This window comes from Aeromonas sp. s11 (assembly GCF_040907945.1).
Classification (GTDB): domain Bacteria; phylum Pseudomonadota; class Gammaproteobacteria; order Enterobacterales; family Aeromonadaceae; genus Aeromonas; species Aeromonas veronii.
In genome coordinates, this window is the sequence record NZ_JBFOCU010000040.1 from 42,345 (window position 1) to 56,740 (window position 14,396).

The 14,396-nt window shown below is 58.6% G+C and carries 10 protein-coding genes; 5 read left to right on the top strand and 5 right to left on the bottom strand.

Features of this window, described 5'->3' with window-relative positions:
* Positions 1-42 precede the first annotated feature (42 nt).
* The 3 genes from AB5Y84_RS11530 to AB5Y84_RS11540 form a co-directional block, all read right to left on the bottom strand.
* Positions 43-1,680, bottom strand: a complete 1,638-nt coding sequence (locus AB5Y84_RS11530) for a methyl-accepting chemotaxis protein (protein ID WP_021229786.1) — start codon at positions 1,678-1,680, stop codon at positions 43-45.
* Positions 1,681-1,856: 176 nt separating this feature from the next.
* Positions 1,857-2,501, bottom strand: a complete 645-nt coding sequence (locus AB5Y84_RS11535) for a DsbA family protein (protein WP_368176971.1) — start codon at positions 2,499-2,501, stop codon at positions 1,857-1,859.
* A gap of 75 nt (positions 2,502-2,576) precedes the next feature.
* Positions 2,577-3,437: a Vmh family MBL fold metallo-hydrolase gene (locus AB5Y84_RS11540; protein WP_368177000.1), complete on the bottom strand. Its 861-nt coding sequence runs from the start codon at positions 3,435-3,437 to the stop codon at positions 2,577-2,579.
* A 126-nt stretch (positions 3,438-3,563) separates the two neighbouring features.
* Here AB5Y84_RS11540 and AB5Y84_RS11545 point away from each other — a divergent pair, with 126 nt between their 5' ends.
* The gene (locus tag AB5Y84_RS11545) at positions 3,564-4,463 is read left to right on the top strand and encodes a LysR family transcriptional regulator (protein ID WP_204419451.1); all 900 of its coding nucleotides are present in this window, start codon (positions 3,564-3,566) and stop codon (positions 4,461-4,463) included.
* Between the two features lie 65 nt (positions 4,464-4,528).
* On the opposite strand, the gene AB5Y84_RS11550 is transcribed toward AB5Y84_RS11545, so the two are convergent.
* Entirely contained in the window at positions 4,529-5,308 is a 780-nt protein-coding gene (locus AB5Y84_RS11550) for a BPSS1780 family membrane protein (protein ID WP_368176972.1), read from the bottom strand.
* A gap of 302 nt (positions 5,309-5,610) precedes the next feature.
* Between AB5Y84_RS11550 and AB5Y84_RS11555 the strand changes: the two genes are divergently transcribed.
* On the top strand, positions 5,611-6,432 hold the full coding sequence (locus tag AB5Y84_RS11555) for a peptidoglycan DD-metalloendopeptidase family protein (RefSeq protein ID WP_100653144.1): 822 nt from the start codon (positions 5,611-5,613) through the stop codon (positions 6,430-6,432).
* A 73-nt stretch (positions 6,433-6,505) separates the two neighbouring features.
* Here AB5Y84_RS11555 and AB5Y84_RS11560 read toward each other — a convergent pair whose 3' ends face one another.
* Positions 6,506-7,843, bottom strand: coding sequence for an MATE family efflux transporter (locus tag AB5Y84_RS11560; protein WP_100647208.1), 1,338 nt, complete (start codon positions 7,841-7,843; stop codon positions 6,506-6,508).
* A 155-nt stretch (positions 7,844-7,998) separates the two neighbouring features.
* On the opposite strand from AB5Y84_RS11560, the gene mscM reads away from it, so the two are divergent.
* The 3 genes from mscM (at position 7,999) to AB5Y84_RS11575 (ending at position 14,020) form a co-directional block, all read left to right on the top strand.
* Complete coding sequence (gene mscM / locus AB5Y84_RS11565; RefSeq protein ID WP_368176973.1) at positions 7,999-11,280, top strand: miniconductance mechanosensitive channel MscM; 3,282 nt, start codon at positions 7,999-8,001, stop codon at positions 11,278-11,280.
* 24 nt (positions 11,281-11,304) lie between these two features.
* Positions 11,305-11,988 carry a glycerophosphodiester phosphodiesterase gene (locus AB5Y84_RS11570; protein WP_257725274.1) on the top strand — a complete coding sequence of 228 codons (684 nt, stop codon included), beginning with the start codon at positions 11,305-11,307 and terminating at the stop codon, positions 11,986-11,988.
* Between the two features lie 154 nt (positions 11,989-12,142).
* Positions 12,143-14,020, top strand: coding sequence for a methyl-accepting chemotaxis protein (locus AB5Y84_RS11575; RefSeq protein ID WP_106842805.1), 1,878 nt, complete (start codon positions 12,143-12,145; stop codon positions 14,018-14,020).
* Positions 14,021-14,396: the final 376 nt, after the last annotated feature.

A 14,396-nucleotide genomic window follows, 5' to 3' on the forward strand; every position in this document is an offset into this window, starting at 1 on the left:
CGATCACCTTGCGGTAATCGGGCTGTTTGGCTCGCCGAGGGATTACACCCTGAAACGGCGCACCATATCCTGCAACTGGGTAGCCAAATGGTTCAGCTCGTTGCACGCCTGAGCCATCTGGGTGGCACCGGCGGCCACCTCTTCGGAAGCATGGCTGATATTGACCACGTTACGGTTGAGCTCCTCGCTCACCGCCCCCTGCTCTTCGGTGGCCGTTGCAATCTGGATGTTCATGTGGGAGATGCTGCTGACCGAGCCACTGATCTGGGAGATAGACTCGCCCGCTTCCCGCGCGGTAGCAACTGTGGTGTTCATCAGCTCCTGACTCTGTTGCATGGTACTGCCGGCCTGTTCGGCACGCTGCTGCAACTCGGCAATGATGGTATTGATTTGGGAGGTGGAGTCCTGAGTGCGCTTGGCCAGAGTACGCACCTCATCGGCCACCACCGCAAACCCCCGCCCCTGCTCACCGGCACGGGCCGCTTCAATGGCGGCGTTCAATGCCAGCAGGTTGGTCTGTTCGGCAATGCCGCGGATCACCTCCAGCACCATGCCGATATTGCGGCTGTCATCGCCCAGTTGGCGGATCACCACCGCGGTACTCTCGATGGCACCGGCGACCCGTTCAATACGTTGAATGGAGTCATTCACCGTTTGCGCACCAAGTTCGGCCGTCTCACTGGCCGAGGTGGCAGCACTGGCCGCATCGCTGGTGTTGCGAGAGACCTCCTGCACCGTAGCCTGCATCTCGTTCATCGCCGTTGCCAGCTGATTCAACTCATGTTGCTGAGCATTCATGTTGTTGGCTGACTGCCTTGCTACGGCACTGATCTCTTCTACCGCAGAGCTCATCTGTACAACAGAACCGGATACCTCACCAACCAGTTTGCGCAAGTTTTCTTGCATCTGCGCAAAGCCTTTCGCCAGTTGTCCTAATTCATCCTGATTAAACGCATTCAACTCCACACGATGAGTCAAATCACCAGCCGCGACGCTACCAACAAGTTCCAGCAAGCGATTAACGGGTCGTTTGATTTGCTGACTCAAATACCATGCAATCAACACCACGAAAATAAGAGTCGCTGCGCCAGTCAAGATACTGAGGAATTTGGAGCTGGTATATGCCTCTTCACCTTGGGCATCCATCTCCTTGCCAATACGCTCATTTATCTCACGCAAATCCATCGTTAATTTTGTTGCCTGCTCCAGCGTGGTTCTGAGATTCCCTTGCAAAATCTCTCTTGTCTTGTCACTACTCTGTTTCACCGCCTGATATAGCGGGTCATGCGCTGTAAAAAAGGCATTTCCGGCAGTCTTCAACGCGTTAAAGGTTTGCTCTTCATCTGCAGCATTAAAAGCCAATCCGCCGTAATTAGCCGCAGCCTGCTCAAAACGTGCCTTTGAATCCATCACACCTTGTTGGGTTCGTTCAATATCCGCACTGTCGTTGTAGCCCATCGCGATCACCATAGATAATTGGAAACGCCGAGCATCAAGCAGTGCGATATGCATCTGACTTGCATAGCGAACAGAAGGGATAAGGTTCTCTGCCAATACAGTGTTTTGTTGATTGAGATACGACAGTCGCGAGACGCCATACCCGGCAAGCAGGCATACGCAAAGTGCCAGCACCGCAAAGCCAGTACTCAACTTTTGACCTATGGACATATTCTGGAGCATAGATTCATCCTTAACTGCGTGTCATCGTTTAATGTCGGTTTTGATAGGAGCTATGTGTTCATGTTTTTGTAATTGAGCATAGCCGTAGAGCTGTGCTTTTGTAGTTTGCATAAGCACCATATATCGCTATCGACACGCAGAGAGGGCCACTTTAACTACCGCAGACTATTAACTGTTTACTCTATTGCCCGCAACAGTCGTGGGATCAGCAACTCCGGCTCCCCCAGATACTGGTTGACCTCTATCCTTTCGTGTTTTCCCCCTCGCTCTATACCCAAAGTAGGATAACCCTGACCGCCCAGCCGTTTCATCCAGCCCTGGCTATCTGCCAGATGTTGCAGCAAGGGGGCCTGCAGATAAGCTTGTTGGAATGCCTCGGCTGAAATCCCCTGCTCTGCCGCCAGCGTGGCGAGAAATGCCGGCTCACCAATCCAGATCCCGTCCCGATAGTGGGATTGCTGGATCCGGTGCAACATGACCAGCCCATCGCCCCCCAACGCCGTGACGGCCAAAACCGCACGGATCGGCGGCTCGGAGTCCAGCAGACAGCCTTCCCGCAGCAGCAGTTCGTTAAAGTAGCGTTCGCCAAAATGCTGGCCGGTCAGCACTTCGATCCGCTGATCATGGGGGCGCACATAATCACGCAATGCCTCGCCCATCGGCTGACGGCGACTACCCAGCCATAGACCGCCCGCATGCAGCTCGATCTTGAGTCCAGCAATAGTTGCTGCCGCCTGCAACAGGGGGGTGGCACCGTAGCACCAGCCACAGAGCGGGTCATAGACATAATGGAGGGTGGTTTGTTGTTCGCTCATCTTCATTCTCACTTCGATCTCGGATAAAAAACCGGGCCCTTAGGCCCGGTAAAAAAACACAGGGAAAGCAGGCTCAGTGGCTTACCACTTCATCTCGCCGGTATTGACCTTGGCACCGATGGCCAGACCATCGTCAACCGGCAGTGCCGGATAGGCCTTCTTCAGAGCCTCAATCAGCTCACCAGAGTTTTTCGCCTTGGCCAGCTCCTGTTCGAAACGCTCTACATAGTCACGGGTAAAGCTCACAGCAGCAGTGCCTTTGGGAGCAGTCCCCAGGAAGTGGCCCGGTACCACACGCTCGGGTTTCAGGGCCAGCAGGTTATCCAGCGCCTTGACCCAGTTACTGCGGGCCGCCTTGTTCTGGCTGTCGGCCATCCAGACATGCACCCCGTGGTAAACCGGCACACCGCCAAAAGCAGTCTTGATGGAAGGGGCCCAGAGGTAGGCATTCGGGGTATTCATCTCTTTGATTTCAATCTTCTCGCCATCCAGCGTCAGGTGGCTGGCGGTCATCACTTGCGGCACGGTCAGGCTCTTCGGTGCACCCTTGCCAAGGATCGGGCTCCAGTAGCTCAGCTTGGCATCCTTGGTCTCGTTGATATGGTCAACCACATGCTGATCGGCCAGCACTTTGACATCCGGGAACGCCGCCATGACCGGCTCCAGACCGAAGTAGAAGTCGGGGTCACCGGCACTGATATAGACAGTGGTTAGCTTCTTGCCGCTCTTCTTGATCATGTCGACCAGCGCCTGACCATTTTGCACGTCGAATTGGGCATCGATCAGGATGGCCTCTTTGTCACCGGTCACCAGTGAGGAGGAGACCGGGAAGATCGCCTTCTCGCCAGGGTTGTAGACGGTCACGCTCAGGGGGGCGGCCAGTACGGCGCCACTCAACAGGGTGGTAGCCAGAGTCAGGTTGCGGATCAGGGTGTTGTTCATCATCTATTCCTCATTAAGTATTCGGGGGTTCATTTGATGGACACAGTGTATTGGATCACTTAAGGTGCAAATACAGCATAAAAAGCGCATCACTGTTGCACATATCGAACATATGGAGAGCCATACATGGATCGACTGACCGCATTGCGGGTCTTTGTCAGCGTAGTCGAACAAGGGAGCCTGAGCGGCGCCGGAGAGAAACTGGATATGTCGCGCGCCATGGTGTCGCGCTATCTCGCCGAGCTGGAGAGCTGGATGGGCGCCCGCCTGCTGCACCGCACCACCCGTCGTCTGAGTCTGACCGGACCGGGAGAGGAGGCGCTGAACCGGGCCCGCGCCATACTGGCGCTCGGCGAAGAGATGGAGCAGATCGCCGTGAAGGGGGATGACGCCCCCAAGGGGCAACTGCGGATCACCAGCAGCTACTCCTTGTCAGAAGCGCTGCTGGTCGGGGCTGCCAACGACTATCTGGCGCAATACCCGGGGACAGCCATCGACATTCTGCTGCTCGACAGAACCGTCAATCTGGTAGAGGAGCGGATCGATCTGGCTGTGCGCATCACCAACGACCTCGACCCCAATCTGGTGGCGCGCCGTCTCGGCACCTGCCACTCGGTAGTCTGTGCCAGCCCGGCCTATCTGGCCCGTCATCCGATACCACACAAGGTGCAGGATTTGGCGCTGCACAACTGCCTCACCTACACCTACTTCGGCAAGAGCCTGTGGGAGTTCAATGGACCGGACGGTCCCGAGTCAGTGCCGGTCAGTGGTAACCTGAGCGCCAATATCTCCAACCTGCTGCTGGAAGCAACGCTGGAAGGCGCAGGGATCAGCCTGCAACCCCGCTACTCGGCACAACCCTATCTGGAGCGCGGGGAACTGGTGCCCCTGCTGACCGACTGGCAGCCCAAGCGCCTCGGGGTCTACGGGGTGTATGCCACCCGCAAGCAGATGTCGCCGCTACTGCGCAGCTTCCTCGATTTTCTGCTGGCCCGCATGGCGGTGGATCCCATCTGGCAGGAGTAAGCACACCTCAAACCCGATCATGAAGAAGGGGCCGCTGCGGGCCCCTTCTCACTCTGATCCCTTGATCAGGCTTCAAATCCGAATGGTTCTGAGTTCGGCGCTTCCGGCTGCGCACTCTCGTCCAGGAAAATATCCCGATAAGCCACATAGATGGAGTAGTTGAGCGCCGGGATCACCACCAGCAGACCTACCAGCAACAACACAGCGCCAAACAGCAACAACATGGCTGAGAGCAGCCCCCACCAGAAGAAGGGAAAAAAATTGCGCCAGCAGCCGAAGAAGCTCAACCGTACCGCCTGTAAGACGCCGATATCGTGGTGGTAGATCAGCGCCGGAGCAAAGGTGACCCCCATCAGCACGGGAATGATGAGCAGCATCCCCACCAGCAATACCAGCAGCAGTTGTTGCAACTGGCTGGCAGAGACCACCATGCTCTCGGGATCCTGCGTCAGCAGCGGGAGCAGCCCCCACATGGAGAGCAGACCGAGACAGACGAGGCCCACCAGGCTGAACAGCAGCAACACCAGCAGACCGCCTAGCATCAGCGGGGTCAACTTGTGGCGAAAACCGGCGAAGAGATCGGCAAACTGCAGCGGCTCCCCCCGATAACCTCGAGCGGCGACCGCCACCCAACCCGCGCCCCACACCATGTAGAGCAGCTGGGAGATAAGGCCACCCGCCGGCAGTTGCTCCAGCAGCATGCCCACCATAAACCAGACCAGCACCATGGCCACGCTGATCCCCATCCCCTTGTTGAAGATATCGAACCCGCTGCGAACCCAGAGGCAGCCACGACCTGTCGTATACCGGGCCGGAGTGGTGCGCAAAGGGGGTAATCCGTTCATATCGTCTCCTCGGAGTGTCGGTGGCATCAGTGCCGGAAGCCGATTCTAGAGCCAGGGCGGGGGCGACTCAATGGCGAAGCGGCCCGACCACGACATAAAACCTGACGCAGCTATGCACAAAAGGGGCGTCAGCCACGCCCCGCCTCTGGCTGCACCGACTATAACGAGGCACAATCTGCTCCCTCCCCCAGCCGCACCTGTCGTGGCCAGCGTGCCGTGATCATCCTTTAGTGATCGACGAATGCCGGACAGGGGGTTGTCATCCCGCCATCCCGGGCGCTTTAACATCGAGTGGTATCGTCATGAGAGTTGTTTGTTGTCTGTTGTTGTTACTGGCCAGCCAGTCAGCCCTGGCCGAGGGTTTTATCAGTCGCCTGCTCAACCATCCGGTGCCGGGTGGCGTTGCGGTGATCCCTCTTGGCGCGTCACCCACTGCCCCCACGGCCCGCTATCACGACAAACCCGTGCTGGTAGTGCGCGAAGACAACCAGTGGATCGCCATCGTCGGCATTTCTCTGAAAAGCACGCCCGGCGCCCAGCAACTGACCACAGGTGATGGCCGTACTCTCGACTTCACCGTGACCCCCAAGCACTACCGCGAGCAGCACATCAAGCTCAAGAACAGCCGTCAGGTCAATCCGCTCGCCGAAGATATGACCCGTATCAACCGCGAGCTGGCGGAGCAAACCCGAGCTTACCAGACCTTCAGCCCCAACCAGCCGAGCAACCTGATGTTCGACAAGCCGGTCAACGGCCCCCTCTCCAGCCCGTTTGGCCTGCGTCGCTTCTTTAATGGCGAGGAGCGCAACCCCCACTCCGGCCTCGACTTCGCCGTGGGCGCCGGCACCCCGATCAAGTCCCCCGCCGCCGGCAAGGTGATCCTGATCGGCAACTACTTCTTCAATGGCAATACCGTCTTTGTCGACCACGGTCAGGGGCTCATCAGCATGTTCTGCCACATGTCGAAGATCGATGTGAAGCTCGGTCAGAGCCTGCCGCGTGGCGGCATCGTCGGGCGAGTCGGCTCAACCGGCCGCGCTACCGGCCCCCATATGCACTGGAACGTCAGCCTCAACGACACCCGGGTCGATCCCGCCATCTTTATCGGTGCCTTCAAGCCCTGAATCGGCAGAGCCCGTTAACAAAACAGGCAGCCCATGGCTGCCTGTCTGCTATCTGCACGTCGAGCCTGATTACCTATCCGGCCAGCGCGTGGGCGCCAGACTCCCGACGCATCGCACGCCACATCACCAACACCAGCAGCGAGCTGCACGTTGGCAATGCCAGCCAGACCCCGGGCACGCCCCACAGGGTCGAGAATCCCCACAAGAAACCGCCGATCAGCACCAGCTTGCCGCCGGTGAGCAGGGAGGCGATGCGGGCCCGATTGATGGCCTGGAAGTAGGTAGCCCCCACCAGCAGCAAGCCCTCCATCGGCAGCCCCCAGAAGTAGAGCCAGATCCCGAGACTCGCCACCGGCAGCAGGGTGGCGTTGTCGCCGGCAAACAGATAGACCGCCGCCTCCGGCCACAGATAAAGCGGGAACATGGCGCACAGGGCGATCCCCAACGTCACTCCGAGTGCCAGATTGCGGATCCGCAGCACCCGCCGCCAGTGACCGGCGCCCGCGTTAAAGCTGGCGATGGGCTGGATACCCATGGCGATCCCCTCGAACACCAGATAGAAGAAGGCCTCGGTGTAACTGATCACCCCGTAGGCCGCCACATGCAGCGAAGTACCCACCGCCAGCAACGCCTTGTTGTGCAGTGCCAACACCACAGAGAGATAGAGGTACATCAGAAAACTGGAAATCCCGAGGCGCACCGTCTCGCCCATCAGCCGCAGGTCGGGGCGCAAGGTATCCCAGCTTATCCGCAGCTGGCTGCGCGGTGTGAAGAAGTGCCACAGGCAGGCAAGGCCCGTCACGGCCTGAGAGAGCATGGTGGCGGTCGCCACCCCGGCCAGTCCGAACGGAAACACCACCATCAGCAGATAATCGAGCAGCACGTTGAGCAGGCCCCCGACTACCATGATGAGGGTGACAAACCCAGGGCGGCCATCGTTGCGCAGCAGCGAGCTGAACGCCATCGACAGCACCGCAAAGACGCCAAGCCAGGCGTAGGCCTGCAGGTAGGAGAGCCCGGCGGTGAAGATCTCCCCCTCCGCTCCCATCCAGGCCAACATGGGCTCGCCATAACGGATCCCGATAAAACTGAGCAGTGCCGAGGCCAGCAACACCATCACCAGCGCATTGCCGACGATATGGCGGGCTTTGGCCGGGTTGCCCTGCCCCAGATAGAAGGAGACCAGCGACGAGGCCCCCATGCCGATCAGCGCCCCCACCGCATAGAGCACGGCGCAGATGGGATAAGCCAGCATCAAACCGGCCATGCCATCCTGACCCAGCACATGGCCAACGAAGATGCCATCGATGGTGACATAGATGCCGGTGATCAGCATGGCCGCCACGGTCGGGGTTACGTAACGCCAGAAAAGGCGAGATAGCGGGGCTGTGCCCAGATCAACAGCTGACATATTCGACTCGGTGGAGAGAAAGCGGCCGGGATCATAGCGAAACAGCAGCACGACTTCCTGTTATTTGTGTTATGAATCATTAATATAGACTGCTTTACCCGCCTCCCTGCCCTGTTTTAGGCTAGGGCCACCTCTTCTGAACGGAAACGAGCCTCATGTTGCAACGCCTGCTCACCCTCTTGCTGCTCTCCCTTATCTTGTTGTCACCAGCCGTGCGCGCCGACGATGCCATTGCCCAGGCCGAATCCCTGTTGCAGAGCGTGCCCAAGAGCGATACACCGGAAAACCAGAAGCTGCGGGAGAGCTACCAGCAGGCGCTGCAATTTGCCAGAGAGGCCGAGCGTTACCGGGAGCAGAGTAAAGCCTATCAGCAGATCCTTATCGATTACCCCAAGGAGTCGGCACGGCTCAAGGAGAGCCTGCACAACTATCAGCCCGCTGCTCGCCCGCCGCTGGCGAGTCTCAAGGAGGAGGCGCTGCGCCAGGCCATAGGCCTGAGCAGCAACCGCCAGCTCAACCTGCGCAAGGAGCGGCAGGGGGTGATGGACAGCCTCAACCAGCTGGAGAGCACCGGGCAGGAGTATCACCTGCGGGTGGACGATCTGCGCAAACAGCTGCAACTGACCCGCAGCCAACTGGAGCGACTGAGCTTCAGCAGCGAATCGGATCGCCAGCAGGAGGCACAACTGCTGCTGACCAGAATGAAGGAGCAGAGCCTCTCCGACCGGATCCAGATGCTGGAGCTGGAGCAGCTCTCGGCCCAGCAGCGCAACGATCTCGGCAAGTTGAAGCTGCAGGAGCTCAATCTGGCCATCGCCGACGAGGATGAGTGGCAAGCCAGCCTGCTGACCCAGCAGAACCAACTGCGGCGGGAGAAGACCGAGCAGGCGCTGGAGGAGAGCGAGCGGCTGCGCAAACAGCTCACCACCGACATGCCGCTGCTGCTGGAGCAGCAACAGCAGAATCAGGCGCTCTCCATCCAGCTCGGCACACTGGAAGATCAGATTGAGCGGGTGCAGGACGAGCAGCGCAGCGTCGACAAGAATCTGTTTGAGCTGAATGAGCTGGTCAACTCGGTGCGCGAACAGCTGGAGTGGCTGCAGATCAGTAATGCCTACGGCGAGAACCTGCGCAGCAAACTCTCCGATCTGCCTCCCCAGTTCCCCCTCGACAAGCTGGAGTCCGCCATCGTCAGCGCCCGCATGGCCAAGTACCAGTACGAGAGCGAGCAGGATGGACTCAAGGATACCCGCCAGCTGCGCGACAAGCTGATGGCCGAAGAGGAGGTGACGCTGGATCGGCCACAGCAAGCGGTGCTCGACAACCTGCTCAAGGCCCGGCGCCAACTGCTGACCCGGCTCAACGACGCCTCCGACACCCTCATTCAGGAGCAGACCCGCCTCAAACTGCTCTACAGCCGCCAGAACAGCAAGATCGACGAGATCCGCGAAATAAGCGCCAGCCACCTGTTCTGGATGCCGGATGTGCGCCCCTTTACCCCGCAGGTCATGCTCGGCATTCCTGCCGCGCTGACCCTGGCCTTCAACCCGGATAACTGGCTGCAACTGCCCTACGCCATCGCCGAGAACAGCCCGCTGAGCCTCACGCTGGCCGGTATTGGTCTGCTGGTGCTGGCCTGGAGCTGGTTCAAACTGGCCCGTCACCTGAACCTCTATTGCGACCATATTGCGCCGCGGATCGGCAAGGTAACTCAGGACAAATTCAGCCTCACCAGCCGCTTGCTGCTGCGCTCCCTGCTTGCCGCCCTCCCCTTGCCCGCCATGGTGTTGATGGTGCGCGGCCTGCTCGAAGGGGCCTGGCAATACCCGTTTGCGGTGGCGGTGGCGCGTGGTCTTGGCGAGATCTGGTTCCTGCTGCTGGCGCTGGTGATGGCCCGCCACCTGACACTGGAGCGGGGGATTTTGATCCACCACTTCCGCTGGCCCCGGGAACAGGTGCAAAAGGTGTGGGGGCAGTTTCGCACCCTGCTGCTGGTGCTGATCCCGAGTTTCTTCGTGCAGGGGATGGCCAACAGCTATCAGGAGCACGCCTTCTACGACTCCCTCGGCCGGATGGCCTTCATGATCGGCGCACTCTGGCTGCTGCTCTTCTTCGCCCGCCTCAACCGAGAGAGATTGCCGCTCACCTGGGGCCAGACCGACATGACCAAGCCCCATCTGCTGCACCACTTCATCTGGAACAGCCTGATGCTGGCGCCGCTGCTGGCAGTGATCGGCGCCCTGTTTGGCTACTTCTATACCTCGCGCACCCTGCTACGCCAGCTGGAGCTTAGCCTGCTGATGGGGCTGGGTTGCCTGCTGGTCTACTATCTGGCCAGACGCTGGATGCTGATCCAGCGCCGCCGCCTTGCCTTCGAGCGCGCCAAGAGCAAGCGGGCCGAGATCCTGGCCCAGCGCGGCCGGGAAGAGGGGCATGACGAGCTCAGCTCCGAGACCCCGGACGTGGTGGAAGAGACTGAACTGGATCTCGATACCATCAGCGCCCAGTCGCTGGGACTGGTGCGCACCCTGCTGATGCTGGGCTTTACCATGCTGGTGGTAGTGCAATGGTCGGATCTCAACTCCGCCTTCAGCTTCCTCAGCAATATCGAGGTGTGGCAGGTGAGCAGCAAGATTGGCGGCATCGAGCAGCTCTCGGCCATCACCTTGCAGGATCTGATGCTGACCGCCTTCGTTTTCATTCTGACCGTGGTGACTGCCCGCAACCTGCCGGGGCTGATGGAGCTGACCCTGCTGCAACACCTCAGCCTCTCCCCGGGTACCGGCTTTGCCCTCACGACCACCAGCAAGTATCTGGTGATCCTGATCGGCGCCCTCACCGGCTTCTCCATGCTCGGCATCGACTGGTCGAAGACCCAGTGGCTGGTCGCCGCCCTCTCGGTGGGGCTGGGTTTCGGTCTGCAGGAGATCTTCGCCAACTTTGTCTCCGGCCTCATCATCCTGTTCGAGAAGCCGATCCGGCTCGGTGACACCGTCACCATTCGCGATCTCACCGGCACCGTCACCAAGATCAAAACCCGGGCCACCACCATAGTGGATTGGGATCGCAAGGAGATCATCGTGCCCAACAAGGCCTTCATCACCGAACAGTTCATCAACTGGTCGCTCTCCGATGCTATCACCCGGGTCAAACTGCGGATCCGGATTGGCCTGACCCGGGATCCGAAACTGGTGCAGCGCATTTTGGAGGAGTCCATCCAGGCATCGACCCTGGTATTGGAGACGCCGACGCCAGAGGTCTTCCTGATCGAATTCACCGACTCGGCACTGATCTACGAGATCCGCCTCTACGTCAACAACATGGATCACCGGATGCCCATCACTCACGAGGTTCACTCGCTGGTGCTGGAGAAGATGCAGCAGCAGGGACTTCCCCTGCCCCATCAACAGATCGACATTCACCTGAGCCGCGGCTGATCCGCGAGGTAAAAGGAGCAGAACATGCAGATTATTGCCCACCGTGGCGCCAGCGGTCTGGCACCGGAGAACACCCTCAAGGCGATGGCCAAAGCGCTGGAGCTGGGAGCATCAGCCATCGAGATCGACGTGCAGGCGGCCGATGGCGAGTTGTGGGTCTTCCACGACCGGCGGCTGGAGCGCTGCACCAATGGCAAGGGGGTGCTGACCGAGCAATCGCGCTCCTATCTGGAGCAGCTCGATGCCGGTGAGGGAGAGGTGCTCCCGACCCTGTGGCAGGTGATGGAGATCATCGCCGGACGCTGCGAGCTGCACATCGAGCTCAAAGGCACCCATACCGCCGATGCGGTGGCAGCCCTGACCCGACGGGCAGAGGCCGAGCTGGGCTTTACTCCCGGGCAGTGGGTGGTTTCTTCCTTCCATCACCCGGAGCTGGCCCGATTTGCCGCCTCGCGGCCCGATATCCGGCTCGGAGCCCTGACCGCCAACCTGCCGCTCAACCTGGCGCAGTTTGCCGACGAGCTGGGGGCCTGGTCCATCAATTGCGATGTTGATTTCATCGACGCCGCGCTGGTCGATGATGCACATCGCCGGGGGCTCAAAGTTCTGGTTTATACCGTTGATTATCCAGAAGATTATCAAACGCTTTCTAGCATGGGGGTCGATGGAATCTTCACCAATCGACCGGATCGCTTTATCTCACCATGATGAGACGATACGCGTATGGATAAGCCCCCATTTAGGCACTAACTTTAATTTGTTGACCGGGGTAAAAAAAGTTCGACTACGGCCGATAGTAACAAGGCTATAACAATAATCAGATGCCACACACTTCAGACTGACGCTCATCAAGGATGTAACTATGAACTTATCCATTAAAAACAAGCTTGTTCTGGCTATCGGGGTCATCATTCTGGTGATCACCGGCCTGCAGGTCTGGTACAACACCTCGCAACTGCGCAGCGAGACCCAGCGACTGGTCTGGAACATCATCGACGAAAGCTCCATGGCCAACGTCAAGGGGATCTCCCGCTGGGTCGACGCCCGGATCAGCATGGTCAGCACCACCAAGGAAGCATTCGCCAAAGAAGATGAGCCCATCAGTCATCTGGCCCAGTCCATGAATGCCGGTGGCTTCGACCTGGTCTATGCCGGTACCGCAGACGGCAAAATGATCCAGAGCAAACCAACCGACTTGCCCGCCGGTTATGACCCACGTCAACGCCCCTGGTACAAAGACGCAATGGCTGCTGGCAAGATGACCATCACCTCCCCTTATGCCGACATCTCCACCGGCCAGCTGATTGTCACCATTGCCGAGCCGTTCCAGCGTGGCAATACCCAGGGGGTCATCGCCGGTGACGTCTCCATCAGCTCACTGATCTCGGACATTCTGGCGGTCACCACCGAGGGCACCTACGCCATGCTGGTGGACAGCAATGGCACCATCATCGCGCACCCCGATGCCTCCCTGAGCCTGAAATCCGCCACCGCACTGGCACCGGAGCTGACTGCAGCCTACATCAATCAGGTCGCCCATGACGGCATGATCAACGAGCTGGTGATCAGCGGCAAGAAAGAGGTCTACGACTTTAATGCCATTCCCAATACCAACTGGTATTACGGCATGATGGTGGATGAAGAGATCGCCTACCAGTCGGTACGCCGCATGGTTACCTCCTCCCTCATTCAGGGGCTTATCACCATACTGATCGTGGCAGGCTTCTCCTATGTCGCCATCAACGGCTCGCTGGCCCCTCTGAAAACCCTGGGCGAAGCGATTGCCGATCTCTCCCGTGGCAACGGCGATCTGACCCGCCGCATCAAGATTGAACGTGAGGATGAGGTGGGTGCGGTTGCCAAACACGTCAACACCTTCATCGAGCGGATCCATGTGATGGTGCAGGATATCTCCAACTCCTCCGGCCAACTCAATCAGCAGGCCAAGTCCTCCCACAGCATGGCGGAGAAGGCCAATCAGGGGCTGGCACGCCAGCAAAACGAGATCTCCCAGATCGCCACTGCGGTACACGAGATGTCGGCCACCGCGGTCGAGGTTGCCAGCAACGCCGAGCAGACCGCCGAAGCGGCCCGCAGCTCCTCCAGCAGCTGCGAGCATGGCAAACAGGTGATCGCCCGCAACCAGCGCTCCATCACCGATCTGGCCACCCAGGTGGAACAGGCCTCCAACATCATTCAGGAACTGGAGAAAAACGCTCAGGAGATCAACACCATCCTCTCCACCATTCAGGGCATCGCCGAGCAGACCAACCTGCTGGCACTCAACGCCGCCATCGAAGCGGCACGTGCTGGTGAACAGGGCCGCGGCTTTGCGGTGGTTGCCGACGAGGTGCGCGTCCTGTCACAGCGTACCCACAGCTCTACCGTCGAGATCCGCAATATGATCGAAACCCTGCAACGCAATACCCAGGGGGCGGTCAGCACCATGCACGAAGGCCAGCTGCTGGCCCAGAACAGCGTGGATGACGCCAACAACGCCACCCATGCGCTGGAGCAGATCACCACCTCGATCAACCAGATCTCCGACATGGCGACCCAGATCTCCAGCGCGGCTGAAGAGCAGCGGGCCGTCACCGACGAGGTAAGCCGCAACATTCAGGCGGTGAAAGATGTCTCGGACGAACTGGCCGTGGATGCAGACAGCTCACGCCATCTCTCTGAACAACTTAAAAATATTTCGGGTGAACTGAGCAATCAGGTCGGCATGTTCCGCATTTGAGCATGAGCAAAAGGGGCCGTACAGGCCCCTTTTATTTTTCTAAATAGCGCTTAATTTTCAGTGAGTAATCTCATATTACCCGCTAAATTCCCCGCCTTGAAATCCTTGCTATTCGTCTGGAATTATCAAATCACCGCCGTGGTCATTGCCGAATTTAGGATTACATAATCTTATTCGAACAAATGAATGCCAATAATTCTCATTAAAAAATTACAATAAAAAACTTAAAATTTTTTTCGCGAGTACCTAAAAAGAGAGGTGATTCGCATTTTATTGAAAGAAAACTACGTACAATCCAGAAGTTAAAGTACTCGTAGCTAGGTGTTCAACTGCTCAGTAACACCAAAAAATGACGATAATAACGACATTTTCATCC